This is a genomic window from Microbispora sp. H10670 (assembly GCF_014161385.1).
Taxonomy (GTDB): domain Bacteria; phylum Actinomycetota; class Actinomycetes; order Streptosporangiales; family Streptosporangiaceae; genus Microbispora; species Microbispora triticiradicis.
In genome coordinates this window covers 276,919-302,448 of the sequence record NZ_JABBWW010000003.1, presented here as the reverse complement: position 1 = coordinate 302,448, position 25,530 = coordinate 276,919, and the positions used below count along the sequence as shown (strand labels likewise).

Sequence of the window (25,530 nt, the reverse complement as noted above, 5' to 3'; positions counted from 1 at the left end):
CATAACCCGCAATGTCCACCGATGGGGGCTAAGAGGGCTGACTTACCCGGGTCAATGCCCTCCGTGGACCGTGACGGTTTCGAGGTGCGGATCGGCGGCGATCTCGGCCGGCGTGAAGCGCTCGGTCACCCACCCGCCGCGCGAGAACAGCGCCGTCTGGTCGGTGTGGTGCGGCGACGCGGGGTTGGCGGACAGGGAGTAGGTGAGGACGGTCCGCGTGCGGGGGCCGTCCTTGGTGAGCTCGACGGCCATCATGAAGCTGGAGCCGGTGTTCACCTCCGGATAGCGTCCGTCCGTGCCCAGCGGTCCGCCCGTGCGCACCCGGTCGAAGCAGCCCTCTCCTTCTGTGCAGCCGGGAATCGGGATCGAGGAGTAGCTCTGCGCCTGCCCGGGGGTGAGCGTCAGCGGAATCCGGTTGGACCGGAAGCGGAGCACGGCGTCGGCGAGGGCCTGCCGTACGGTCGGGTCGTCGCTCTTGAGCCCGCTCGGGGTGGTCAGCGGGCGCGCGGGGTCGAACGGCACCCGCCACGGGCTGAAGACCGGCTCTCCCGGCTTGGTGGGGCGGCCCAGCCGGCTGAAGAACTCGCGCCACAGGACGGCGCCCTCGCCGTCCAGGGTGGCGCGCCCGTTCCACTTCTCCAACGTCCGGCAGGCCTCGCGCACGTCCAGGAGTTCGGGGTGGTGCGGCACAGCTTCAGCAGGTCGTCGCGCATGAGCTCGAAGGTGAGGTTGCGCTTGCCGCGCACCGTGGCCTGCAGCGTCTCCAGCGTGAAGCCGGGCGTGCCGAGCCCGTCGGCGCCGGACAGCCGCTGGGCGATCATGTCGAGGCTTACCCGGGGGCGCGGCTCCAGGTCGGTGCCCGTCTGGCCGTACGCCTCGGGATAGCCGGTGAGCGGCTTCGCCGGGTTCGTCATCCAGTAGGTGTTGTTGGAGTTGGCCACGTAGTCGGCGCGGACCAGCCTCGGCTGGTTGCCCGGCCCGAAGACGCCCGGCACGACGGAGTCGCCGTCCCTGCCCCACAGGCACGCGGACGTCGAGCCGTCCAGGACGTACGCATCGAGGCCCGGAGGCGAGGGACTGGCGCAGCGCTCCGCCTCGGCGTCGGTGACGTGGGGGACGAGCGAGGTGTCGGCGAAGTAGGCGGTCCCGCTCGCGTCGGTGGCGAGGGTGTGGACGAACGGCATCCCCTGGTAGGTCCGCTGGGCCGTGCGCAGCTCGTCGAGGTTGCCCGCCCTGGCCATCGCCAGCCACTCGTCGGCCGCCCGCAGGTTGGCGGCGTTCGCGTCGGCCAGCGCGTACGCGGCCTCGTCGGTCCGGCCGATGGCGAGCACCGGGCCGTAGCGGGAGGTGAGGAGCGTGTGGCCGGAGACGGTGCCGTCCGGCAGGGTGACCTCCACCTCCTGCTCGCCCATCGGCTCGGCCCGGCCGTCCACGGTGTAGCTGTGGCCGTCCGCGAGCTTCAGCCGGTAGACGGTGAAGTGCTGGGCGTGGGAGACGGTGTGGGTCCAGGCGACCTTGGCGTTGTGGCCGATCTGGACGACCGGGGTGCCGTACAGGCTGCCGCCGGAGACGTCGAGCACGCCGGGGATGGTGAGCTGGACCTGGTAGAAGCGGCGGATCCCCTGCCAGGGGAAGTGCGGGTCGGCCAGCACCATGCCGCCGCCCCCGCGCGTGGCCCGACGGCCGAGCGCCCATGCGTTGCTGCCCGCCGCCGGCTCGGGCTTCGGTCCCTCAGATTCGGGTTCGGCTATCCCGGTGACGGCCTCCTTGAACGAGGAGCTCGACGTCATGCGGGCGAGGTCGAGCAGGTTGTTCCACATGTCGGTGGCGGTGATCGGACCGACCCACGCCTTGCTCCGGCAGGTGGGGTCGGGCAGGTTCGCCACGCCGGTGTCCGCGAGGTAGCGGTTGTATCCGGCGACGTAGCCGTCGACCAGGCGGCGCAGCTCGTCGCTCGGGCCGACCGGCGCGGGCCGGGCCAGCAGCCGCCGTACGACGCCGGAGGCGGCGACGCTCTTGTAGTAGACGTCGCCGGCGAGGTTGGAGACCGGGCGGACCGGATCGTCTGACTCGGCCTCCGGGCCGAAGTAGCGGGAGCGTTCGCCGCGCAGCGTCACCACCCAGGAGGCCAGCGTGCACAGGTTGTCCTGGGCGAAGGCGTAGCCGTACCCGAATCCGAGGCCGCCGTAGTCCTTGGCGGTGATGTGCGGGATGCCGTACTCGGTGCGCCGGATCGTGGCCGAGTAGCCTCCGCCGGCCGCCCCCGCGGGGGGTACGGCCGCGACGGCGGGGGCGAGTAACGCCAGCGTGATCGCCGCAGTAGGTATGAGCCTCATGGGAGCTCCTATTCGAAACGCGCGTTGTCGGGCGTGGTCATGCGCCGCAGCAGCGGCAGCGTCGTGAGGATCACCAGGAGGGAGGCGGCCAGGCCGCCGCCGAGGGAGGCGAAGTAGACGGGTCCCGGCATCGCGATCGACGCGCTCCTCATCGCGAGGGCGTCGATGAGCGGCTCGGCCACGCCGAAGCCGGAGCCGGCGGCGAGCGCGGCGGCCAGCACGAGCGGCAGCGCCGACTCCAGCAGCACCACCGCGGCCAGGGTGCGCGTGGGCGTGCCCGCCAGCCGCAGCAGGGTGAACGGCCGCCTGCGCTCCACCAGCCCGCCGCCGGCCGCCACCACGAGGCCGCAGGCACCGGCGACCAGGGTGAGCCCGACCATGGCCAGCGCGACGTTCTCCGCTCGAACGTAGAGGTCCGCCCTGACCTCGGCGACCTCGGCGAAGGTCATCGGCGCTTCGACGGTGTAGCCGGACAGCAGGGTGCGCAGCCGCTCCAGTGCCGCGGGATCGCGTGTGGTGATCATGATGGCCGCCAGGTCGAGCCCGTCGGTGGAGGCGTGCGGACTGGCCGGGCCCGCCAGCGGAAGGAGTCTGTCGACGGTGAGAGGGTTGTCGGCGCCGACGATGCGGGCGAAGTTGCCCGCCACGGCCTGAGCGCCCCTGCCGTCGATGTTCACAGGGCAGCGGCCGAGTACGGGGAAGCGGGCCAAGTCGGTGCACTCGACGACATACGGCATGGGCGGCGGGCCGTCGGGCCGCGGGCCGGCATCGATCGGCAGCGCATTGACCGGCAGCGCGTAGATCGGCAGCACGTCCACGCCCGGGCGGGCGTGCAGCCGGTCGAGGAGCTCCGTCCCCGCCCGCGGTGAGAGGCCGGAGACGCCCGGCCGGTCGAACCTGGCGCCCAGAACGTCGTTGAGCGTGCCCCCGGCCACCTGCTGCTGGCCGGCGACCACCGTCGGCACGAGGGCCGCGATCGTCGTTCCGATGAACACCGCCAGCACCAGCCCGCTCACCGACCTGAAGGCGGTCTTCGGATCGGCGGCCAGGCGGCGCGCGGCCAGCAGCGTCGCTCCGCCCCGGGTCAGCCGGGCGGCCAGCCGTGCGGCGACCATGGTCAGCCAGGGACCGGCCAGCATCAGCCCGGCCATGACCAGCGCGAGCGCGACGACGGCCGGCAGATCGTCGGGCTCGCCGTTCCGGTACACCGGGCCCGCGAACATCCCCAGCCCCGCCAGCAGCGGGATCATCCGCCACGCTCGCGGCGGGGACGCGGCGGTCTTCCGCGCCACGCCGAGCGGCGAGATCCGCACCCGGCGCAGCGACCACAGAGCGGCGCAGGCCGCCACGACCGGCACGCCGCAGAGCACGGCCGCGTACTGCCAGGCGTGCGGGGCGACCAGCCCGGGGAAGAACCGGGCACCGGTGATCCGCACCCCGGCCACGGCCGGCCGGACGAGCTGGAAGATCGCGAGGCCGGTCAGCGCGCCCACCAGCGCGCCCAGCGCGGCGTCCACCGTCGCGAGCACGTTGATCTGGCGCGTGGTCGCTCCGACCAGGCGGATCGCGGCGAAGCGGGTCTCGCGGCGAGCCGCGGCCAGCCGGGTGGCGGTGCCCACGAGCACCAGCAGCGGGACGATCAGCCCGACGGCGGCCATGCCGAAGCCGAACCGGTAGACGTCCGCGCTGTCGTCGAACGCGGGCTCGGTGGAGACCGTGTCGACCTGCCTGGCGCCGGGCATGGCGACGACCTGATCCGGCGTCTGTCCTACCACCACGACCAGCTCGTCGGGCCCGGACAGCGCCGCGTCGCCGATCAGTCCGGCGCGCGTGCCGGGGAAGCGGGCGGCCAGCTCCTCACGGGGTGCCGAGTCCAGCAGCCCGGCCAGCGCGGGCGAGGCGTAGTACTGCCCCGGGCCCGGCATGCGGGACAGGCCGGGGACGACCGGCGCCCGCGTGCCGAGCGCGGCGGCGTCGAGCCTCTTGATCGTCCGGCCCCCGTAGAAGTCCTCGTGGTAGTTCCACAGCGCGCCGTCGGCCGTCGCGTCGAGGGCCCAGCCGCTGGGCGCCGAGCCGGTCGTGCACTCCCAGCAGGGACGGCCGCCGGTGGCCTGGAAGGCGTTGAACAGCGACAGCGTGGCCAGCAGCACCGCGACGCCGGCCGCCACCCCGACGACGATCAGCGCCAGCCTGGCCGCCGCCTCCCTGCCGCTGCTCAGCGACAGCCGCAGGCCCAGCCGGATCACCGGACGGCCCCGATCGTGTACGGGTCGGAGACACGGCCGTCGCGCACCACGACCTCCCGGTCGGCGCAGGCGGCCACCCGGGCGTCATGGGTGACCACGATCACGGTGGCGCCCTCCTCGCGGGCCAGGCCCACCAGCAGGTCCATCACGTGCTCGCCGGTGAGCGTGTCCAGCGCGCCGGTGGGCTCGTCGGCGAACACGACCCGCGGCCGCGTCACCAGCGCTCTGGCGATCGCCACGCGCTGCGCCTGCCCGCCGGACAGCTCCCCGGTGCGTCGCCCGCCCAGGTCGGCCAGCTCCAGCCGCTCCAGCCATTCGGCCGCCCGCCGCTGGGCGTGCTTTCTCCTGGCGCGGCCCAGCAGCAGCGGCAGCATCACGTTGTCGGCCGCGGTCAGCTCCGGCACGAGCTGGCCGAACTGGAAGACGAAGCCGAAGGCGGTGCGCCGCAGCTCGCTGCGGCGGCCGTCGTCCAGGGTGTCCAAACGGCGTCCGTCGAACCACACCTCGCCGCTGTCGGGCGTGAAGATGCCGGCCAGGCAGTGCAGCAGCGTCGACTTGCCGGACCCGCTGGGACCCATGATCGCCACGACCTCGCCCGCGGCCACCGACAGGTTCGCCTCCCGCAGCGCGGGCGTGCTGCCGTAGGAGCGGCTGACCCCCCGAGCTTCGATGATCACGACGCGCGCACCACCTCGGCCAGGGCCCCCAGCCGGGCCTGGGTGACGTCGATCCACCGCAGGTCCGCCTCCAGGTGGAACATGGCGTGGTCGGCCAGCAGGGCGTCGGTCAGAGGGCCGACGCGCTTGATCTCCGCCAGCTCCCGCATGCGCCGCATGTGCGTGGCGCGCTGCGCGTCCAGATAGCCGGCCGCGTCCCGGCCCAGCATCAGCGCCAGCACGACCTTCGTGAACAGCACGGTCTGCAGGTACGGCTCGGCCGCGACCGGTTCGGCCAGCCACGTGGCGACCTCCTGCCTGCCCAGCGGGGTGATGGCGTAGCGCTTGCGGTCCGGCCCGTCGCCCGGTTCGCTCTGGCCCGCGACCTTGCCGTCCCTGGCCAGGCGGCCCAGCGTGGAGTACACCTGCCCGAAGGGCAGCGGCCTGCCCCGGCCGAAGAGGGTGTCGTAGTCGCGTTTCAGGTCGTATCCGTGGCTCGGCTCCCGTTCCAGCAGGCCGAGCAACGCGAGGGGAACGGTCATGTCCGCGACTATACATCGAGTGTATACGCGGAGGTGATAATTGCCCATGGAAAAACGAACGGCCGGTCCGTGAGGACCGGCCGTTCGCCGTTGGGGTGAGTGATGGGACTTGAACCCACGACATCCAGGACCACAACCTGGCGCTCTGCCAGCTGAGCTACACCCACCATGTCCGCCGTTCGCGGCGTACGAAGAAAGTGTAGCGGTATTTTCCAGTCCTCCGCGCCCTCGATACCGCACGTCCCTCCCGAGGTCCGGAGGGTCCGGAGGTCCGCCGCCTACGATCCGGAGACGGCCTCGGCGACCTCGCGGGCGGTGGCCGAGTCGGGACCCGGCTGCGGGACGAAGACCGCGGCACGGTAGTAGCGCAGCTCCCGGATGCTCTCCGTGATGTCGGCCAGCGCGCGGTGTCCGCCCTGCTTCTCGGGAGAGGCGAAGTAGACCCGGGGATACCAGCGGCGGGCGAGTTCCTTGATCGACGACACGTCGATCATCCGGTAGTGCAGGTGGCCGTCCACCAGAGGCATGTCCCGGGCGATGAAGGCGCGGTCGGTCGCGATGGAGTTGCCGCACAGCGGCGCCCGCTTGGCCTCGGGGATGTGGGACCGGATGTAGCCGAGCACGACCGCCTCGGCCTCGGCCAGCGTCACCCCCGTCGAGAGGGCCCGCAGCAGTCCCGAGGCCGTGTGCATCTCCCGCACGACGTCCGACATCTGTTCCAGTGTCTCGGCGGGCGGCTTGATGACGACGTCCACGCCCTCGTCCAGCTGGTTCAGCTCACCGTCGGTGACGATGCAGGCCACCTCGACCAGCGCGTCACGGCCCAGGTCGAGCCCGGTCATCTCACAGTCGATCCAAACCAGCGGGTCAGTCATGCCTCAAGCGTAATAGGGACGTCACTGGGCTTGGAGCGAGTTCAGCACCCGCTTGACGACCGACTGGTCCAGGTTGTCGGGCACCGAGACGTACAACATCGCCGGTTGGACCCCCTGGCCGCGGTCCACGAGGACGAACGCGCCCCGCTCCGTCTTCCAGGCGAGCTTCTGGGCGGTGGACGCCTTGGAGAAGTCCATCTCGAACTCGATGACCCAGCCCTGCTTGCCGCTCACCTTCATGGCCTCGCTGCGCAGGACCTTGCGCGTGTGCGGGAGGCCGTAGAAGGCGGGTTCGTACGCGACGAGCATCGTCTGGGAGAGCCGCTCGAAGTCCTGGGGGCCGGTGTAGGGGATGACCCGGGGCAGTTCGGCGGCGAAGACGCTGCCCACCCAGCTGCTGCCCTTGCCGTCGTAGTCCTGCTGGGACATCGCCTGGTAGCCGCTCGTCCACAGCGGGAACTGCTCGTTGGACGGGTTGTTGATCTCCTGCGACTTCGGCACCACCCACTTGCCGCCCGGGAAGGCGTAGGACAGCCCGGACACCGAGTCGTTGATCCGGCCGCCGGTCGGCTCCGGCAGCGTGGGCAGCGGCCGGGACTGCTCCGGGCTCGGCTGGGGCGGCACGGTCTGGTCCAGCCGCGGCGGGGCCGTCGTCGCCGGCTCGGGGCGGGCGGTCACCGTTCCGGCGCGGTCGCGCAGGAGGACGAACGCGCCCCCGATGAGGAGCGCCAGCACGACCACCGCCGCGATGCCCCCGACGATCCACGGCCACACCGCCGTGCTCCGCTGCTGCGTGCCGAACTGGGGCGCGGGAAGCTGGGCCGTCGGCGCGCCCTGCTGGCCGGGATGGCCCTGCTGACCCTGAAAGCCCCACGGCGGCCCGTAACCCCCGGGGCCATAGCCTCCAGGGCCCCCGGGGCCGGGACCTCCGGGACCGTAACCTCCGGGACCGCCCGAGGGCTGGGTCCACTGCTGGGCCGGTGCGGCCTGGCTCGGCACAGCCTGGCTCGGCACAGTGTGGGCCGGCGCAGTGTGGGCCGGCGCCGTCTGGGGCGGTGCCGTCTGATCGGGTGCGGCCGCGGCCTCCTGCCCCGGCTGTCCGGGGGCGTGGGTGGCGTCGGTCCACTGATTGCCGTCCCACCATCGCAGGAGGGGGGAGCCGTACGGGTCCGGATACCAGCCGGCAGGGGTCGTCGTCATGCGCGCCACACTAATGAAGTCAGCATTTGTAGGTAAAACTTGCCGTGTCCTGAATCGATTTCCCGGTCGTCGTGGGGGAAAGGACACGGAGCGTCGCCGATCCCTTGAACGATCCGGGGCCGGTCACCTTCCAGTGCAGGGGGAGATGTACCGACGTGTCCCCGGAGGATACCCGCTGCTCCTGCTCCTGCCGTTTGCGGTCGTCGCTGCGGATCCAGAGGTAGCGGATCGTCCCGGCCCCGCCGTTGGTCGTGACCACCCCGGCGAAGTCGGCCGTGCCGTCGCAGCGCACCGTCTTCTTGGCCACCTTGACGTCGACGCCGCTCACCGCGGCCTCCACGGCGGGTGTCTGCCGAAGCCACAGGATCACCGCCGCGATCAGGATCGCCAGCAGCGCCGTGCCCGCCCAGGCCGTCGTACGCCGGCGGCGCCGGGGCGGGGCGGCGGCCGGGCGCGCCCGGGCGACGGCGGAGGTCCGGCCCGACCGCCAGATCTGCGCCGCCGTGGTCTCGGCCGGGGTCTCGGTCGGCACGCCGGGCCCGAACCGCATCAGCACGTCGTCGTCCATGCCGGAGGACGCGCCGGAGGACACGGCGGAGGGTAAGGCGGAAGGCAGGTCGAGCAGGGTCACCGCCTCACCCGCGGCGGGCACAGAGCCGGGCCCAGAGCCGGGCCCAGAACCAGGCACAGAACCGGGAACGGACCCGAAGAAGTCGCGCGCGGCCCGGGCGAGCCGGTCTCGTGTCATGAACCCGGGCGGCAGCCCTTCGCGCCCGGAGAGCAGGGTGTCACGGGCGGCGGCCAGCCCGTGGGCGATGGCGGCGCCGATCGCCCGGCGCAGGAGATCCGCCTCGGGCCCGGCCGTCTGTCCGGCGGCGAGTCGCCGGGCGAGCGTCACCCAGGCCGCGACGTCGTGTTCCGGCGGCACGTGCTCGCCGCGGAGCGCCGCCACCAGGCCGCGCTCGGCGAGCAGCGCCGCGCCGTCCTCGGAGACGACGACGGTTCCGGCGCCGAACGCGCCGTGCGTCAGCCCGGCGGCGTGTACGGAGGCGAGCGTCTGCGCCGTCTCCAGGAGGACGGCGGCCACGCTGCCCGCGTCGAGATGCCCGCCGGCGCTCCCCAGCAGCTCGTCGAGGGACGGCATCGCCCTGCCGGTGATCAGCCACACCTCGTCGCGCGCGGCCACCAGGTCGACGACGGGCAGCAGCCCGGCGGCCCCGCCGCGCTGGAGGCGCAGGTCGTCGGCGACCGTCGCGACCAGCCGTTCCCTCGCCCGGGCCGCCGCCGCGGGGTCGAACCGCAGCACGCCGGACGGCCTGCCGCCGGGGGAGACCGCGTCCGTCCAGACGCCGGCCTCGCTGATCCGGGTGCGGCCGGTGAGCCGGTGCCCCGCGACCGTCACCGGGGCACCTCCTCCGGCGGTGAGCTGCTGCCGGTCCCGCTCACGGTCGGGGTGGGCCGCGTCGTGGGCGGCGTCGAGGTCCGGGTGGCGCTCGGCCTGGGGGAGGGCCGCGTGGTCGGCGGGTCGCCGGGGATCGACGCGGTGACCGTGGGGTCGGGCTGCGAGGTGGGCTTCGCCGAGGGCTTCGGCCGCGTCGTGGGCCGGGCCGTGGGCCGCGGCGTCGGCCGCACGGTGGGCTTGACCGTCGGTTTCACGGTCGGCCTGCGCGTCGGCCGGAGGGTCGGGTTCACGTTCGGCCGGCCGGTCGCGGTGGGCCGGACGACCGGCGTCGGTGAGGCGACCGGCTTCGGGCTGGTGGAGGCGGGGGAGGGCTCGGAGTCCTCCGGCTCCTCCGTTGGAGTGTCGCCGGTCGTCGAGGGATCGATCCCGAGGGGGCTCGGCGTCGCGATCGTCGTGCCCGCCTGCAGGGTGGTCCCGCTGACCGTCTGCACGAGCGCCACGGTTCCGGCCGCGATCACGACCATTCCGGCCAGGGTCAGGCCGATCTTCATCCGGGCCTGGCCCAGCAGGCCGCCCAGCCGGGTCTCGGCCAGCGTCGTGCCGGCCTCGGGAACGTCCTTCTTGAGGGGGAAGAACGGCACCAGCAGCCCGGCGAGCGCCGCGAGCCGCCGCCGTCCCCGCTCCTCCCAGGCCGGGCCGTACGCGCCGGCGGCGACAATCTCCAGTTCCCGCAGGAACTCCTCGGCGGAGGCGTACCGGTCCTCGGGCCGCTTGGCCATGCCGCGCTCCACGAGCCCGCGCAGCGGCGGCGGCACCTCGTCGACCGGCGGAGGCATGGTCTGGTGCTGGCGGGCCAGCGCGGCGATGTTCTGGGCGCGGAACGGCCGGCTGCCGGTGAGGCACTCGAAGAACACGACGGTGGCCGCGTAGACGTCGCCGGCCGGGCCGGCCCTGCCGCCGGACCACTGCTCCGGCGCCATGTACGGCGGGGTGCCGGAGGCGTTCACGCCCTCGCCGGCCTGGACGGCGATGCCGAAGTCGACGAGCTTGCTGTTGCCGTCGGCCTCGACCATGACGTTCTCCGGCTTGTAGTCCCGGTGAACGACCCCGATCTCGTGCGCCGAGGCCAGGCCGAGCAGCGAGCCCTTCAGCACGGTGAGCGCGGCCTCGGGGCCGGTGGGCCCCTCCGATCGCAGCATCGCGCGCAGTGAGACGCCGTCGACCAGCTCCATGACGATGGCCGCGCCGCGGGAGGTCTCGGCGTACTCGTAGAAGCGGGCGGCGTGCGGATTGGGATCCATCGCCGCGAGCAGCCGGGCCTCGTGCCGGAACCGGGCCACGAAGTGGAGGTCCGTCATCAACTGATCGGACAGGTACTTGATCGCCACAGGGACGTCGTCGGCGTCGTGCCGGGCGAGCACCACCCGCCCGCCGCCCCCCACGCCGAGTTCCTTGATCTCGGTATAGCCGGGGACGCGCCAGGCGTCCGTCTGGCCGTACATAACGGTCTCCTCATCGCCTGGGCCCCCGCCGAATCCGAGACCGTAGCTTAGTGACGACCCCGCCATTGCGATGAAAAGTCATGATTCAGTTAGGTTTGGTGTCAGTACCGGCGGTCGCCGACATGTGGCGGAACCGGGATGCCGGGGGTGAGGCGCGGGTCGGGCTCGGGGACGCCCCAGGACACGGCGAGCGGCAGCACGCCCGCCCAGACGGGCAGGTCGTGGTCCTCCTCGTCGTCCTTCGGCGGTCCCTGCCGCACCTTCACCGACGCCTCCTCAAGCGGCAGCGCGAGCACGGCCGTCGCGGCCATCTCCTTGCGGTCGGGCGGGCGTACGACGTCCCACTGACCGGGCGCGAGCTGCTCGGTGATCGCCCGCAGCCCGGCGAGCCGCTCCTCGGGGTCGTCCACGAGCCGGGCCGTGCCGTAGACCATGGCGCAGCGGTAGTTCACCGAGTGGTGGAACGCGGAACGGGCCAGCACGACGCCGTCGAGGTGGGTCACGGTGACGCAGACCTGAGCGCCGGAGCCGGCCCGCAGCGAGGCGGCCCCGGTGGAGCCGTGCAGGTAGAGGGTGTCGCCGATCCGCCCGTAGCCGGTGGGGATCACCATGGGGGAGCCGCCGGCCAGCACGCCGAGGTGACAGACGAGACCGGCGTCCAGGATGGCGTACAGGTCGGCGCGGTCGGTGCGGGCCCGGTCCTTCGAGCGGTTCAGGGTGGTGCGAGGGGTCGTGGAGAGCATGTCCGTTACGTTATGTCCAGGGTGGACTGGTGGAACATGTCCACTTCCGGCCGCCGCGGGGAGACCACTTTTGCGGAGAACACTTTTGCGGAGAACGCTGTGCGCCTGACCATCGATGTGCCGCTGACGGTGGACCGCGCCGCTCCGGCGTCGCTCGCCGTCCAGGTCGCCGCCCAGTTGCGGGAGGCCATGCGTACGGGCGGGCTCAAGGCGGGGGAGCGGCTGCCGTCCACCCGGAGACTCGCGGTCCTGCTGGGGGTCAGCAGGACCGTCGTGACCGACGCCTACCAGCAGCTCTACGCGGAGGGGTGGCTGGAGGGGCGGCACGGATCGGGCACCTACGTCGCCGAGGACGCGCTGCCGTACGAGTACGCGGTCCCGGACCACGCCGCCACCGGCACGGCCGGGACGGGGGAGGACGCCCCGGCGCCGACCGCTCCCGGGGACGTGGTGGACCTGCGGCCGGGGCGGCCGTGGGTGTTCGGGTACGACCGGGCGGCCTGGCGGCGGGCCTGGCGATCCGCCGGCGACCTGCCGCTGAACGCCTTCCCCGACCCCTACGGCCACCCGGAGCTGCGCGAACTGCTGGCCGGGCACCTGCGCAGGGCCCGGGCGGTGCCGGTGGACGCGGGGAACGTCATGGTGACCCGGGGCACCGGCAACGGCCTCGACCTGGTCGCGGCGACGCTGCTGGGTCCGGGAACCCGGGCCGGGGTCGAGGAGCCGGGCTGGGGGGCGGCCCGGCGCGTGTTCGCCTCGCGGGGGGCGGAGGTCGTGCCCTGCCCGGTGGACGAGCAGGGCGTGATCGTCGAGGCGCTCCCCGACGACCTGCGGGTGCTCTACACCACGCCCGCGCACCAGTTCCCGGTGGGCGGCAGGCTGCCGATCCCGCGCAGGGAGCGGCTGCTCGCCTGGGCCCGCAGGACGGGCGCGATCGTCGTGGAGGACGACTACGACGCCGAGTTCCGCTACGACGTCGCGCCGCTGCCCGCGCTCTACGGGCTCGACCCCGCGCGGGTGGTGCTGCTCGGAACGCTGTCGAAGTCGCTCGGCCCCGATGTGGGCCTCGGCTGGCTGGTCGCCCCGGCGGACCTGCTCGGCAGGGTCGCCGAGCGCCGGGCGCGCGTTGCCGACCGCACGTCGGGGCCGGTCCAGCGGGCCGTGACGACCCTGCTGGAACGCGGCGACCTCGACCGGCACCTGCGCAGGATGCGGCTGGAGTACGCCCGCCGGAGGGCCGCCATCGTCGAGGCGCTCGGGCCGTGCGTGCGTGGCGACACGGCCGGGCTCCACGTGATGGTCGCGCTGCCCGCCGCCGTCGTCCCCGGCCTCGTACGGCGGGCCGGGGAACACGGCGTGCTCCTGGACACGACCGAACGCCACCACCTCGGGCCGCCCCGGGTGCACGGCCTCGTGCTGGGGTACGGCTCCGCCTCCCTCGCCGGGGTGCGGCGCGGATGCGCGGTGATCCGGGCGCTCATACCTCCTGGAGAAGCCTGAGCCCGCCCCTGGGCAGGGCGTCCTCCAGGCCGGGCGCGTCCTCTCCGATGATGCGGGCGATGTCGATCGACCCCGGGTCGCCCTCCCGGGTGCCGGGCACCTGGGAGTGGCCGAAGTGCCCGCCCCGCGCCCACAGGCGCCTGCTGCGCTCCGCCGCCAGGGAGTGGGGATAGGGCAGCGGGGGGCCGGCCGGCCAGCGGCGCGGCACCCCCCAGGAGTCGAGCCAGGCCAGGATGTCGTCCAGGCCGTCGAGCTTGGTGTCGGTGAACGGTTCCCTCGCCGAACCGATGACGTGGATCTGCACGCAGACCCGTCCGTTCCTGCCCCGGTCCGCCGCCAGCGCGCCGCCCGCCAGGGTGGGCGGGAGCAACTGGACGATCTCCCCGGTCACCGGGTTCCACACCAGGTGGGAGGGTCGGCGGAGTTGGATCAGCCGCTGGGCGACGGATCTGGCCGAAACCCCGTGGGGATCGGCGGGCCAGATGAACCAGACGGTCCTCGGGGCTCCTCCGAGCATCGATCCGGAGTCCCCGGGGGAGGGAAGTCGGCTTGCGCCGGGCAGCCATGCTTGGGCCACAATGCCCCCTCAAATCCTCGGTCGCGTCGTTTTTCCCCTTTCAAACTTTCCTCGACACCTCAGGTCGCCTGATTGTTACCGCCCGGTGCGGATCTCCTCACGAGGAAGGAGAGGACACCGGATCGTCGGCGGGGCTCGGGCTGGGGGTGGACCCGTCACCGGGGTCGTCACTGGGCCGGGTGGTCGGGCCGGGACCGTCGTCGCCGTTCCCCTCCTGTCCGTCCCAGGAGATCCGGCAGGACGGCCGGCCCGCGGCCGACCGGAAGGTCACCACACCGCTGCCCGGGACCGCCGGATCGGCGACGGCGAGCGTGATCCGGCCGCTCGCCCCCGCGCGCAGCCTGCCCTGCCGGGGGGAGACGGTGACGCCGCCGGACGCGGCGGCCGTCCACTCGATCACCGAGCCGCGCGCGGCCAGGGTGATCGTCGCGCCGGTGGCCCCGCCGAGGTCGCCCGGGCACAGGGCGGTCAGCGACGGCCTCGGCGCGCGGGTCGTACGGGAGGATGTCGGCCGCGACCGCCCCGGCGGTGGGAGGGTGTGGGGCGGGGCGGTCGCGGCCGGGTGGGGGGAGTCGTCCGGAGGGGCGGAGGGGTCGCCGTCCTGGTCATCGGTCTGGTCGTCGGCCTGCTCGTCGGCCGGCGGGTCGCCCTCGTCCAGATCCAGCGCGGGATCCATCGCGGGGTCCAGGGCGGGGTCCGGCGCGGGGGAAGGGGCAGGGGAGGCGGTGGGGGGCACGCGCACCGCCTCCAGGCGGTCGGCGGGGGACTCCCCGGAGACCAGCGCGAGCCCGCCCGCGGTGGCGAAGACGCAGGCGGCGGCGAGCAGCACCGGGGCCACCTTGAGCGGCCGGGGCCGTCTGCGCGCTCCCCCGTGCCCACCGCTGCGCCGGGCCCGCCCCTGTGTCCGTCCCCGCGCCGCGGCGGCCGGGAAGCCGCGGTGGTCGAGGGGAGCGGTGGCGTCGGCCGGGGGGCCGGCGCGCAGGATCGAGTCGATCACCTGGCGGCGGGCGGACAGCGGCGGATACGCGATGGGGATCATGTCCAGCAGCCGCTCGGCCGACACGTGCCTGCCCCGGCCCTCCCGGCAGATCTCGCAGCCGGCGACGTGCCTGCTCAGCCGCTTGCGCAGCGGGTCGCTCAGCGACCCGTCCCGCCAGTCGGCGCCCACGCCGTTGTCCACCAGCGCCGACAGGCCGGGGCAGTGGGCCCGGGCGACCCTGGCCAGAACGAGGGCCGCCGCGCCGTTCTCCAGGTGGTCCCGGGCCCGGCCGAGCCGCGCCGACACCTGCCGGGAGGACAGCCCGAGGACCGATCCGGCCTCGGCGGGCGTCAGGCCGTGCCGTACGGCGAGGATGAGCGCCTCGCGCTCGGTGGCGCCGAGTTCCCCCAGCACCTCCTGCACGAGCGCGGCGAGCGGGGGATCGGCGGACTCTTCGAGAGCGATCACCGGTCCGGCGTGGCCGCCCGTGGTCTCGGGTGCGGCGCACTCGGACCGGGTCAGCGCGTACAGCCACGCCCGCAGCCGGGCGGGCTCGGTCAGCCGATCCGCGTAGCAGGACGCGGCGACCAGCGCGTCGTGCATGGCGCGCGCCGCGGCCTCCAGGTCGCGAAGCAGGGTGTAGGCGTAGTCGCTCAGCCGGTCGGCGTACGCGTCGTACAGGGCGGCCGCCGCCTCGGCGTCGCCGCGCCGCAGCGCCTCCAGCAGTCGATGGTCGTCGGCTCGCCCGACGCCGGGCCATTCGGGCAACGGATATTCCTCCCCGTGTGACGGAACCGGATGTCGCCGATCCCCACACGAGTGGGACGCCGCCCTGACGGGCGCCGTTTACGGGCCGCGCGGCCGTGCCCGAAATCATGCCCAACCGGCATGACCTGCGAAAACAGGGACTGATGCGGCCCTTGTGAATCAGGAGGTCACCGCTGCCCGCCGTCCCCGCAGTCGGGCGCGCAGAGGCGGCGCGCGATGCCCTTGAGGAAGATGTTGCGGATCTCCAGCACCGTCTGCGGGAAGAACGCGGCGCCGCCCGTGGCCTTGGCGATGGAGGTCATCTGCGTCCGGTCCTCGTCCTTCTGCGTGTTGTAGGAGATGATCAGGAGGCTGACCGGCCGCTTGGGATCGAAGGCGCCCTTCAGCTTCCGCAGGATCTCGGTGTTGGAGATGCCGCCGTTCGGGTCGTCGTTGCCGACGCCGTCGGTGAACAGCAGGATCGTGTTGACCTTGTCGGGTTCGTACTCCTTGGTCATCTTCTGGTAGGCGGCCCAGAGCGTGTCGTTCAGGCCGGTGTTCCCGGTGGGGATGGCCTGCGCGCTCTGCAGCGCCTTCGTGATCACGTCACGGCGGGTCACACCGTTGATCTGCTGGGCCAGCGGCCCGATGTGCACGACGGGCTTCCAGTCGACGCCCTTGCCCTGCAGGTTGTCGGAGAACGCCCAGATGCCGATCTCGGCCTTGTCGGGGAACAGCTTCAGGCCCTCGACGCTGATGTCGGTGATCGCGCGCATCCGGGTGATGCCGCTCTTGTCGGCGGGCAGCGCCATGGTGCCGGAGATGTCCATCAGCGCGAGCAGCTTGGTGCCGAGCTTGATCTGGTGCCAGGCCTGGGAGAGCCGGGTGACGGCCGCCGCGTCCGGCAGCGGGATCGTGGCCGGTTTCTTGGCGCTGACGCCGTTGTCCGGCTTGAGCAGGCTGCCGCCCTTGCCGTCCGGCGTGCGGAAACCGTAGTCCTGGACGGTCTTCCTGCCGCTGGGCGAGGAGACCTCGGCGGCGAAGGCCTGCGCGGCCTTGCGCGCCGCGGCGTCCCGGGCCGTGACGATCAGCGGGTAGTCCAGGCTGACCGTGCCCTCGGCCGGATAGAGCGCGACCGCCGGGTTCGAGGGGGTCGTCGTCGTGTTGTACGACCAGACGGCCTGCTCGGAGGTCACGCCGACGGGAATGCGGGCCGCGGCCTTGGTCAGCGTGGCGAACAGGCTGTCGGGCGACGGCACGGTCGACTCCGAGAGCCTGCGCAGCACGCCGACGAGCGTCTCCTCGCTCCCGCCTCCCTGGTTGAGCACGGCGGCCCCGGCCAGCAGCGCGCCGAGACCCGCGGCGTTCTGGGTGGGGTCGAGCGCGAGCACGCGCACCTTCTTCGCCAGGCCGTCGGGGTTGGCGGCGTTCGCGGCGCTCATCAGGCCGGTCCAGCTCGGGCTGAAGGCCGACTGCAGCTTGTCCGCGCCGGCCCTGGAAGCGGCCAGCACGACGGGGGTGCTGGCGGCGTTCGCCGCGGGCTTGGGCGCGCTCTTCAGGCCGGTCAGCCAGAGGCTGGAGTCGGGGATCCACAGGTCGGGGTCGAGCTTGCCGCTGGTGGGCCCGGTGCCGGCCAGCCCGTTGGCGACGTCGGCGGACTGCGCGGCCTTGACCGTCACGGCGACGCACCTGCCGTCCACGGATTTGCCCGCCTGGCCGAACCTGGAGGCGATCTTCTTGATGGCCGGCTGGATGTCGGGTGAGGCCACGACGGACAGCGACACCTTCTCGCCGGCGCAACCCGGGCTCTTGTTCACCACCACGTACGCCGCGACGCCGAGGAGCACGGCCAGGGCGACCGCCCCGGCCAGGGGGACGAGCACCGAGCCCCGCCCGGCCCGCCGCCGCGGCGGGGGCTCGTAGGGGGGCTCGTACGGGGGTTCGAAGCCGCCATCGAGCTCGTCTGTGCGGTGCCGTCCGCCCACGGTGCCCCCTTTCTCCACAATTTCTTAGGGGACGATACTGGCAGGGCGATGCATGGTGGTACGGCCGTTTCTCCGTCTGAGCATGGTTCCGTCCGGCATGGTTCGCGAACGGCGTACCCTGGGCCGGTGGTCATCCCGGTCGAGGACGCCGCCGACGCCCGTCTGGCGGATTACGTGCGGTTGCGCGACGTCGACCTGCGCAGGAGCGTGGAGAGCGAGCGCGGGCTGTTCGTCGCCGAGGGCGAGAAGGTGATCAGGCGCGCGATCGGGGCCGGCCATCCGGTGCGCTCGGTGCTCACCACGGCCAAGTGGCTCGACGCGCTCGCCGACGTCGTCGACGGGACCACTGGGGGAGCCACCGTCTACCTGGTCTCCGACGAGGTGATGGAGGGGGTCACCGGCTTCCCGGTGCACCGTGGCGCGCTCGCCGCCATGGAACGGACCGAACTGCCCTCCGTCGGCGCCCTCCTGTCGGGCGCGGAGCGGATCCTCGTCCTGGAGGACCTGGTCGACCACGGCAACGTGGGGGCGATCTTCCGCTGCGCGGCGGCGCTCGGCGTCGGCGCGATCGTGCTGTCGCCGCGCTGCGCCGACCCCCTCTACCGCAGGGCCGTCAAGGTGTCGATGGGCGCGGTGTTCGCCATCCCGTACGCCCGGATGACCGACTGGCACGGCGGGCTGGCGGAGGTCAGGGCGGCCGGGTTTCGCCTGCTGGCGCTCACGCCGGACCAGTCGGCCGTGCCGCTGGACGAGGCCCCGCTGTCCGGCCGGGTCGCCCTCATGCTCGGGTCCGAGGGCGACGGGCTGTCGTCCCGCTGGCTGCACGAGGCCGACCAGCCCGTCTGCATCCCGATGAGCCCCCGGGCGATGGACCTCGGCGTCGACTCGCTCAACGTGGTCGCCGCCGCGGCCGTCGCCTGCCACGGCCTGCTCAGGCGCTGAGTCAGGGGAGCGCGAGCCCCTCCTCGTCGATCCAGTCGAGGAGCCTGCGCGCGGTGGTGTAGCGCGCCCGTTCGCTGCGCTCGCCCAGCAGCACCCCGACGTACGTGCGATCGTCGCGGGTGACGGCGAACGACAGGCAGTATCCGGCCTGGCGGGTGTAGCCGGTCTTCAGCCCCACCGCGCCGTCCTTCAGCAGGTCGTTGGTGTTGCGCCACACGTGCGCCCGGTGGAGGCGCGACTTCGTCACCGCGCGCTTGGGGCTCCGGGCGACGGTCGCGATCACCGGGTCCCCCAGCGCGGCCACGGCCAGCGTCGCCTGGTCGCGGGCGGTGGAGTAGCCCTTGGAAGGCAGCCCGTCGGGGTTGGCGTAACGGGTGTCGCGCAGCCCGAGGCGCTTCGCCGTGTCGTTCATCTGCGCCACGAACTTCGCCGTCCCGGGGCCGTACCGCTCGGCCAGGGCGTGCGCGGCGTCCGCGCCGGAGGGCAGCATGAGCGCGTAGAGCAGGTCGCGCACGGTGAGCCGCTCGCCCGCCCGCAGCCCCGCCGCCGAGGCGCCGCCGGCCAGTGCGTGCTTCACGTCGGCCTTGGTGATCGTCACCACGTCGTCCAGCCGGGCCCGGCGGCGGACGACGTACGCGGTCATGACCTTGGTGAGGCTCGCGACCGGCACCCGCCGCGTCTCCCGCTTGGCGAACTGGATCGTTCCCGTCGTGACGTCGACCAGATAGGCCTCGCTGGCCGTCACCGACGGCGCCGCGGACCGTGCTGAGGACCGTGCCGCGTGTGCTGTCCCAGAGTGCGCCGCGGACACCGGGCGGGCGTCCGCGGGCGCCGCGACGGCCCCTGCCGTGACGAGGGCGGCGGCGGTCAGCGCGATGAGTACCCCGTTACGCATCCCGACATGATCGCACGGCTTCGGGGGCGGGGGCGCCGGGCCGGTTCCTGCGGCGGCGCAGGAGCAGCGCGACCACGACGGCCGCGGCGAGCACGGCCGCGGCGGCCAGCGCCGGGGACCGGGCCGCGAGCGACAGCCAGGCCCACAGGAGCGAGTAGAGACCGAAGGAGGTCACCGGCACCCAGGTCAGGCAGCCGAGGGCGCTCGCCACCAGATACCAGCGGTAGTCCACCCGCAGCGCGCCGGCCACCCACGGCAGGGTGTGCCGGAGACCGGGCACCCAGAAGCAGCCGTACACGGCGAGCGCGCCCCACCGGCGCACCACGCCCTCCACGCGCTCGATGCGCTCCCGGCCGATCCTGCGGCCCACCCGGGAGCGGTAGAGGGCGTCGCCGAGCCGGCGGCCGATCCAGTAGTACGCCTGGAACGCGCCGAACAGGGCGACCGCGCCGACCGCGACGACCAGCCACAGGGGCAGGCCGAACACCGAGGCCGCCGTGGGGTCAGGGATTCGCACGTGCTCTCACCACCGGTCCGGGGGGAGTCATCAGGCAAGCCTCACCTTAGCGTCACCGAACGCCATGTCTGCAAGCAGATGGCAACTCACGGTCAATCCACCCTCCGTACACCTGAGAGTGACGAAAACAACGAGGCGACGGGTTCGCGAAGTTGTGCGGTGTGACGCGGCCGGGGAACGCGCCCACCACCGACAGGGGCCTTCGCGAACTCGCCTCCACAGCTCCGGCGCGGGCCGGGGCTCATCCGCCGAGCGCCGCGCCGGCCTCGGCGACCCAGCGCGGCACACCCACCCGCTCGGCCACGGCCAGCGCCTTCTCGTAGTGCTCACGGGACGGCAGGCCGAGCCGTACGGCGAGATCCCCGAGGGTCTTGGCCACCGGCCAGAGGGCGACCACCCCCGTGCCCGCCCCGGCGATGCGGTCGTGGAAGGGCGCTAGCTTCTCGTACGCCTCCCGCATCCGGCCCTCGTCGTCGAGCAGCATCCCCGCGAGCGCGCGCCAGATGAGCGTCAGCTCGTAGAGGAAGTCGGTGCGGACCGGCTCCCGGCTCGCGGCCACCACCCGGGCGTCCCGGTCGTGGCCCGCGGCGGCGAGCGCCACGGCGTAGGCGTCGAGCGTCCACTTGGCGCCGCGCTGGTGGGCCTCGCTCAGCGGATCGACCATCTCCGCGGCCCGCCCGTCCACCAGGTGCAGGCAGAACGTGGCGATCAGCGGCAGGTCCTGGCGGCCTTCGAGCATGCCCGCCCGCGCGGTCAGCCGGGCCGCGTTGCGGTAGGCGCGCTCGGCCCCCGCGTAGTCGCCGGTGATCATCAGCCGCTGCCCGGCGTACCACGCGCCGACGGCGGCGGGGGCGGGCAGGTCGTAACGCCGTCCGAGCCGCTCGGCCTGGGCGAGGTGCTCGTCGGCCTCGGCGAAGGCGCCCCGCGCCGCCGCGCACTCCAGCAGCACGAGGTGCGCCAGCGTCTGCACGGCGATCTGACCCGACTCCGCGCCGACCCGCAGCAGTTCGCGGCCGATCGTCTCCCGCTCGTCGACCTGCGTCAGCGTGTACGACTGCCGCAGCCGGCCGCTCAGCGCCATCGCGAGCAGCGCGGGGTCGCCGCTCGACCTGGCCAGCTCCTCGGCCTCCAGCGACGCCTGGTAGCCGCGCTCGGTCGCCGACCCCTCCAGTTCGAGGGCGAGCGTGGCGAGCAGGCTGGCCCGCAGCGACTGCTCTCCCGCCGGCAACTCGACCAGGGCCTTCTCGGTGACGTCGACGATCTCCCAGGCCGTGCGGGTGAAGTCGCGGGCGATGCCCTTGTGCGGCACCGCGAGGGCCGCCGCGACGCGGGCGGTCAGCTCCAGGTCGCCGAACGGCAGCGCGACCGCCATCGCCTCTCCCCGGTGCGCGCGGGCGGCGGTCATGTCGCCGCACAGCGCCAGCGCCCTGATCATGCGCAGCTGTAACTCCAGCCGGTTCCGTACGGGTCCCCGGCCCGCGTGCGCCCGGTCGAAGGCGGCGATGGCCTGCTGCCACAGGGTGGCCGCCTCCCGGTGGGCGAACCTCCGCTCGGCCTGCTCGGCCGCGAGGCCGGCGTACCGCACCGCCTTGGCGGCCGTCTCCACAGTGCCCGCCGCGTCGTAGTGGTGGGCCAGCGCGGCGACGTCGTTCGGGCTGCGCTGCTCGATGACGGAGGCGACCGCCGCGTGCAGCCGCGACCGGCGCAGCCTGGAGGCGTCGGAGTAGAACGTGTCCCTGACCAGGTCGTGGTCGAACCTGAGCTTCCCGGGGCCGGGCTCGGTCACGAGGCCGGCGAGCAGCGCCGCCTCGACCGCGTCCACCACCGCGTCCTCGTCGCCCGAGACGTCGACGAGCACGTCCACGTCCACGTCGCGGCCGATCACCGCGGCCTGGAGCAGCACCTGCTGGGCCCGTTCGGGGAGCCGGGCGATCCGCCGCCGCAACACGTCGCGCACGCCCGAGGGCACCTCGGAGATGTCCGCCTCGGCCTCGAACAGGCGGGCCGTCTCCTTCACGAAGAACGGGTTGCCCCCGGCCCGCTCGACGATCGTGCTGACGACCTCCTCGTCCACCTCGCGCACGCAGGTCGCCCGGACCAGTTCCGCCACCGCCGCGTCGTCCAGGCCGCCGAGGCCGACCCGCACCGGGTCGAGCCGGGCGAGCGCGGCCAGCACGTCCTGCTGCTGGTCGTTCAGCTCGCCGTCGCGGCAGGTCACCACGACCAGCACCCGGCTGGCGGCGAGCAGGCTCGGCAGCGCGCGCAGCAGCGCGAGCGTCTGGTCGTCGGCCCAGTGCAGGTCCTCCAGGAGGATCAGCAGCGGAGCCTCCCTGGCGACCGCGGACAGGTAGCCGCCGACCGCCCGGTGCAGCCGGAAGCCCCCCGACGTCTCGTCGTCGCCCGTGTCCGGGGCGGCGTCGTCCAGCAGCGGCGCGAGCAGCGCGGCGTACTCGCCCGCGCCCCTGCGGGAGATGAGGGCGCGCAGCACCTCCACCCAGGCCCAGCCCGGCGGGGTCGCCGTGCTGTCGGGGCAGCCGCCGGTCGCCCCTATCCAGCCCTCCTGCTCCAGCCGCTCGAACAGCCGCCGTATGAGCGTCGTCTTGCCCGCGCCGGGGTCGCCGCTGATCACGGCGACGGTGAACCGGCCCGCCTGCGCGCGGGGCACTGCGGAGGCGAGCGCGGCCAGCTCGGCGTCGCGCCCGACGAACGGCTCGGGCTCCAGCGGCGGCGCGTCGCCCGTCGCGACCGGGCGGGGCGGCCAGGTCGCGGTGATCTCGACGGGCCGGCGGGGCGCGGGCAGCACGAGGTCGAGCCCGGGATCCTGGGCGAGGATGTCCGACTCCAGCTTCCGCAGCGCGGGACCGGGGTCGATGCCCAGCTCGTCGTCCAGGATCGTGCGGGCCCTGCGCAGGGCGGCCAGGGCGTCGCCCTGGCGCCCGCACCGGTACAGGCCGAGAGCGAGCAGCCGCCAGCCCTCCTCGCGCAGGGCGTGCTCGGTGGTCAGCGCCTCCAGGTCGGGCACGGTCTCGGCGTGCAGGCCCATCCGCAGCCCGGCGTCGGCGTGCCGTTCCCTGGCCACCAGGCGCAGCTCGCTGAGCCGCGCCACCTCCGCCTCGGCCCACGACTGGTCGGCGAAGTCCGAGTACGGCGTGCCCTGCCACAGCGCGAGCGCCGACTCCAGCCGGGCCCGGGCGGACTGCGGGTTCTCCTCCAGCCGCTCTCCGGCCGACCGGACCGTGGCCTCGAAGCGCAGCGCGTCGACCTGCTCGGGCGCGGCGCGCAGGGCGTAGCCGGACGCGACAGTCACGAGCAGCCGGTTCGGCCCGCCGCGCGGCCGGTTCGGCTCCAGCACCCGGCGCAGCCGGGAGATGTACACCTGCAGGCCCGACTGCGCGCCCTTGGCCGCGTCGTCGTCCCACAGGTCGAACAGCAGGGTGTCCACCGGCACCACCTGGCCGCGCGCGGCGAGGAGGCGGGCCAGCACCGCCCGCTGCCGCAACCCGCCGAGGTCGAGCTCGGCGGCGCCGTCGTGCGCCCCCACCGGCCCGAGGACCCGGAACGTCACCGGGCTCGTCGGGGGAGTCATGGGGCGCTCCTCTGCTGTTGTCGTGTGCCAGGGCGGACGGGGTGGCAGGCGTCTGTCAGGCGTCACCGTATGCGCGCCCCGAAGCGGGCACAAGGCTTTCCCCAAGCCGTGCGCCCTCACCTTCTCGCCCTGCGATATTAGGCGATCAACCGGGTGATCACGGGCGATATCGGGGTGAGTCTCGCGGCAGGACTGGCCAGAGGACTGGCGGGAAGACCGGCAGGAGGCTCAGAGGGCGCGGGAGTGCCGCACGGCGGCCGGGTCCGCGTCCGGGTCCGGGTCAGGGTCGGCGTCCGGCCCTGCGGCCCGCGCCTCCCGCCTGCGCAGCAGCGCCCAGCCGCCGAGCGCGAGCCCGCCCCACGGGATCTCGATCGTGTACGTCCAGAAGCCGAACAGCACGGCCGCGGCGGTGGCCCCGCCCGCGGGCTGGCCGAACGCCCCGATCAGCAGGGTGGCGACGCCGCCCTCCATGATCCCCGCCCCGCTGGGCGTGACGAGGGCGGTGGTGAGGACGCGGCTCAGCGCGAACACGGCGACGGTCTCGGCCGGCCCCGGGTAGGAGTCGGTGGCGACCATGCAGGCGGCCATGATGAGGCACTGCAGCGACAGGAACGCGACCATCCCCAGCGACAGCCCGGCCCACCGGGTGTGGATGATCCCGGCCGTGTCCCTGCGCAGCCGCTCGATGGCCGCCGACGCCGCGTGCTCGGCCGGGCGGAACCGCCGGGGCGCGAGCCGTACGAGCCGGTCGAGCGCACGGCCGAGCAGGGCGGCGGCGCGGTCCCAGTAGAGGGCGGCCGCCACCACGGCCACCAGCGCGAGGATCGAGACCGCGCCGGCCCAGCCCGCCTTGGCGACGGTGGGGTTGGTGGCCTTGCCCGCGATCAGCAGGCAGGCGATCCCCACGGCGGGCAGGATGAACCGGAACAGCGAGTTCCAGATGCCGGTGACCAGCGTGTAGACGACGATCGGCCGGTTCGCGAAGCCCCAGCCGCGGGTCATGCCGAACGTCAGGGCCACCCCGGCCGCGCCGCCGAACGGCAGCAGGTTGCTGACCGCGCTGCCGGCCGCGTTGAGCGTGAGCGCCTGCGGGTGGGTGAGGCCGGGCAGGGCGGAGGTCATCACGTACGTGTACGCGTACAGGCTGGCCAGCCAGAGCAGGGTCATCAGCGCGATGGTCTGCCAGCCGAGGCCGCCGAACCGCAGGCCGATCTCGTGCCAGCTCACGGTCGCGCCGGTCAGCGTGTGCACGATCTGCGGCAGGTAGACCACCAGGGCCACGGCGAGCCCGAGCGACACCGTGGACAGCGCGATCTGCAGCCACTTCCTGTTCACCCGCGAATGCCCCCAGTCCGGTCTCCGGTCGCCTTCAGTCTGCCGGGCCGCGAGACCGCCCGGCTCCTCCTCACGGAGGATCACGTCCCCTAGGGGGAGTCGAACGGATGCCTGAGGCGGGTGCCTCTGGGCAGCCCCCGGCGGACGAACCACTCGGTGCCGAAGACGAAGCGGTAGGCGGGACCGGGGATCCTGAGCATGGCGCCCAGTGTGCGGTCGCCGTCGCCGCCGGTCGCCTGGCTGGCGTGGGCCGCCATCGACGCGCGCTTCGCCTTCGCGTACCTGCGTACGCTGACCCGGTGGGTGATCGCATCGCGCGGGGAGTAGGCCCGCTCGAAGCTCCGCACGTCGATCGCCGGGTAGAACCTGGCGGCCAGCCGTACGCCCCTGAGCAGCAGGTCGCGGTCGACCGTCGCCTCCAGCACGATGGGCGTGCCGGCGATCTCGGCGGCCCGGCTGCCGACCCGGTAGACCTGCACGTGGTCGGGGTGGCCGTAGCCCCCCGCCGGGTCGTAGATCGTGAGCAGGTCGGCCGCCTCCTCCTTGAGCACCGAGGCCAGCCGTTGCGCCGCGTCCTCGACGTCGGCGTCGATGAACGCGTTGTCGGGCCGGTCGTCGGCCACGCCGCCGTCGATCGCCAGGCCGGAGTCGCCGTAGCCGAGCAGCACGACCCGGGCGCAGCCGAGGGCCGCGGCCGAGCGGTACAGCTCGTCCATTCTGGTCCTGCCCAGTTCCTCGCCCCTGGGCAGTTCGGCGAGGCCGCGCTCTCCGGCGGTCGCGACGACGAGCACCACCCGGTGTCCCTCGTCGGCCAGCATCGCCATGGTTCCGGCCGTCAGCAGCGCCTCGTCGTCGGGATGGGCGTGGAAGAACACCGCTGTGCTCATCGCGCCCCACGGAACGTTGTCATAGTGTGCTCCACCACGTGTCGTCCTCGTGCCATGATCCCACGTGGTCCGCGTCCC

19 protein-coding genes, 1 tRNA gene and 1 pseudogene are annotated in these 25,530 nt (G+C 73.6%); 2 read left to right on the top strand and 19 right to left on the bottom strand.

What is annotated here, in order from left to right; translation table 11 throughout:
• Nucleotides 1-51: 51 nt before the first annotated feature.
• From HHX33_RS37675 to HHX33_RS07010, 11 genes and pseudogenes are all read right to left on the bottom strand, one after another.
• Nucleotides 52-663, bottom strand: coding sequence for a penicillin acylase family protein (locus tag HHX33_RS37675; RefSeq protein ID WP_396784309.1), 612 nt, complete (start codon nt 661-663; stop codon nt 52-54).
• A gap of 131 nt (nt 664-794) precedes the next feature.
• A pseudogene (locus HHX33_RS07055) lies at nt 795-2,336 on the bottom strand (penicillin acylase family protein); the annotation flags it as partial.
• 8 nt (nt 2,337-2,344) lie between these two features.
• The gene (locus tag HHX33_RS07050; RefSeq protein WP_182873877.1) at nt 2,345-4,582 is read right to left on the bottom strand and encodes an FtsX-like permease family protein; all 2,238 of its coding nucleotides are present in this window, start codon (nt 4,580-4,582) and stop codon (nt 2,345-2,347) included.
• Complete coding sequence (locus HHX33_RS07045; RefSeq protein WP_182873876.1) at nt 4,579-5,259, bottom strand: ABC transporter ATP-binding protein; 681 nt, start codon at nt 5,257-5,259, stop codon at nt 4,579-4,581. The genes HHX33_RS07050 and HHX33_RS07045 overlap by 4 nt, the downstream gene beginning before the upstream one ends.
• Nucleotides 5,256-5,780: a PadR family transcriptional regulator gene (locus HHX33_RS07040; protein WP_182873875.1), complete on the bottom strand. Its 525-nt coding sequence runs from the start codon at nt 5,778-5,780 to the stop codon at nt 5,256-5,258. The genes HHX33_RS07045 and HHX33_RS07040 overlap by 4 nt, the downstream gene beginning before the upstream one ends.
• 91 nt (nt 5,781-5,871) lie before the next feature.
• Nucleotides 5,872-5,947 (bottom strand) — tRNA-His (locus tag HHX33_RS07035).
• 111 nt (nt 5,948-6,058) lie between these two features.
• A complete protein-coding gene (gene orn / locus HHX33_RS07030) occupies nt 6,059-6,655 on the bottom strand; it encodes an oligoribonuclease (protein WP_111698004.1) in 597 nt (198 codons plus the stop codon).
• Nucleotides 6,656-6,676: 21 nt separating this feature from the next.
• Nucleotides 6,677-7,855, bottom strand: coding sequence for a DUF2510 domain-containing protein (locus HHX33_RS34930; protein WP_220501563.1), 1,179 nt, complete (start codon nt 7,853-7,855; stop codon nt 6,677-6,679).
• 19 nt (nt 7,856-7,874) lie between these two features.
• Nucleotides 7,875-9,257, bottom strand: coding sequence for a hypothetical protein (locus tag HHX33_RS07020; RefSeq protein WP_182873874.1), 1,383 nt, complete (start codon nt 9,255-9,257; stop codon nt 7,875-7,877).
• A complete protein-coding gene (locus HHX33_RS07015; protein ID WP_182873873.1) occupies nt 9,254-10,759 on the bottom strand; it encodes a serine/threonine-protein kinase in 1,506 nt (501 codons plus the stop codon). Before HHX33_RS07015 ends, HHX33_RS07020 begins: the two co-directional genes overlap by 4 nt.
• A gap of 101 nt (nt 10,760-10,860) precedes the next feature.
• On the bottom strand, nt 10,861-11,502 hold the full coding sequence (locus HHX33_RS07010) for a pyridoxamine 5'-phosphate oxidase family protein (protein WP_182873872.1): 642 nt from the start codon (nt 11,500-11,502) through the stop codon (nt 10,861-10,863).
• Between the two features lie 99 nt (nt 11,503-11,601).
• Between HHX33_RS07010 and HHX33_RS07005 the strand changes: the two genes are divergently transcribed.
• Complete coding sequence (locus HHX33_RS07005) at nt 11,602-13,002, top strand: PLP-dependent aminotransferase family protein (protein ID WP_310741251.1); 1,401 nt, start codon at nt 11,602-11,604, stop codon at nt 13,000-13,002.
• Here HHX33_RS07005 and HHX33_RS07000 read toward each other — a convergent pair.
• The 3 genes from HHX33_RS07000 to HHX33_RS06990 all read right to left on the bottom strand — a co-directional run bounded on the left by HHX33_RS07000 (nt 12,980) and on the right by HHX33_RS06990 (nt 17,290).
• Nucleotides 12,980-13,519 carry a hypothetical protein gene (locus tag HHX33_RS07000; protein ID WP_182873870.1) on the bottom strand — a complete coding sequence of 180 codons (540 nt, stop codon included), beginning with the start codon at nt 13,517-13,519 and terminating at the stop codon, nt 12,980-12,982. The two genes, HHX33_RS07005 and HHX33_RS07000, sit on opposite strands and share 23 nt — an antisense overlap.
• 157 nt (nt 13,520-13,676) lie before the next feature.
• Nucleotides 13,677-15,326, bottom strand: coding sequence for an RNA polymerase sigma factor (locus tag HHX33_RS06995; RefSeq protein WP_182873869.1), 1,650 nt, complete (start codon nt 15,324-15,326; stop codon nt 13,677-13,679).
• Nucleotides 15,327-15,493: 167 nt separating this feature from the next.
• Nucleotides 15,494-17,290 carry a substrate-binding domain-containing protein gene (locus HHX33_RS06990; RefSeq protein ID WP_138462116.1) on the bottom strand — a complete coding sequence of 599 codons (1,797 nt, stop codon included), beginning with the start codon at nt 17,288-17,290 and terminating at the stop codon, nt 15,494-15,496.
• 126 nt (nt 17,291-17,416) lie between these two features.
• Here HHX33_RS06990 and HHX33_RS06985 point away from each other — a divergent pair, with 126 nt between their 5' ends.
• Nucleotides 17,417-18,232: an RNA methyltransferase gene (locus HHX33_RS06985; RefSeq protein WP_310741250.1), complete on the top strand. Its 816-nt coding sequence runs from the start codon at nt 17,417-17,419 to the stop codon at nt 18,230-18,232.
• Between the two features lies 1 nt (nt 18,233).
• Here the strand turns inward: HHX33_RS06985 and HHX33_RS06980 are convergent, their stop codons facing one another.
• From HHX33_RS06980 to HHX33_RS06960, 5 genes are all read right to left on the bottom strand, one after another.
• Nucleotides 18,234-19,127 (bottom strand): D-alanyl-D-alanine carboxypeptidase family protein, encoded by an 894-nt coding sequence (locus tag HHX33_RS06980; protein WP_182873867.1) that lies wholly within the window; start codon nt 19,125-19,127, stop codon nt 18,234-18,236.
• Complete coding sequence (locus tag HHX33_RS06975) at nt 19,120-19,644, bottom strand: DedA family protein (protein ID WP_138462113.1); 525 nt, start codon at nt 19,642-19,644, stop codon at nt 19,120-19,122. The genes HHX33_RS06980 and HHX33_RS06975 overlap by 8 nt, the downstream gene beginning before the upstream one ends.
• 241 nt (nt 19,645-19,885) lie before the next feature.
• Nucleotides 19,886-23,230 carry a BTAD domain-containing putative transcriptional regulator gene (locus tag HHX33_RS06970; protein ID WP_182873866.1) on the bottom strand — a complete coding sequence of 1,115 codons (3,345 nt, stop codon included), beginning with the start codon at nt 23,228-23,230 and terminating at the stop codon, nt 19,886-19,888.
• Between the two features lie 228 nt (nt 23,231-23,458).
• Nucleotides 23,459-24,565, bottom strand: a complete 1,107-nt coding sequence (locus tag HHX33_RS06965; protein ID WP_182873865.1) for a lysylphosphatidylglycerol synthase domain-containing protein — start codon at nt 24,563-24,565, stop codon at nt 23,459-23,461.
• An 89-nt stretch (nt 24,566-24,654) separates the two neighbouring features.
• Nucleotides 24,655-25,452, bottom strand: a complete 798-nt coding sequence (locus HHX33_RS06960; protein ID WP_182873864.1) for a PIG-L deacetylase family protein — start codon at nt 25,450-25,452, stop codon at nt 24,655-24,657.
• Nucleotides 25,453-25,530: the final 78 nt, after the last annotated feature.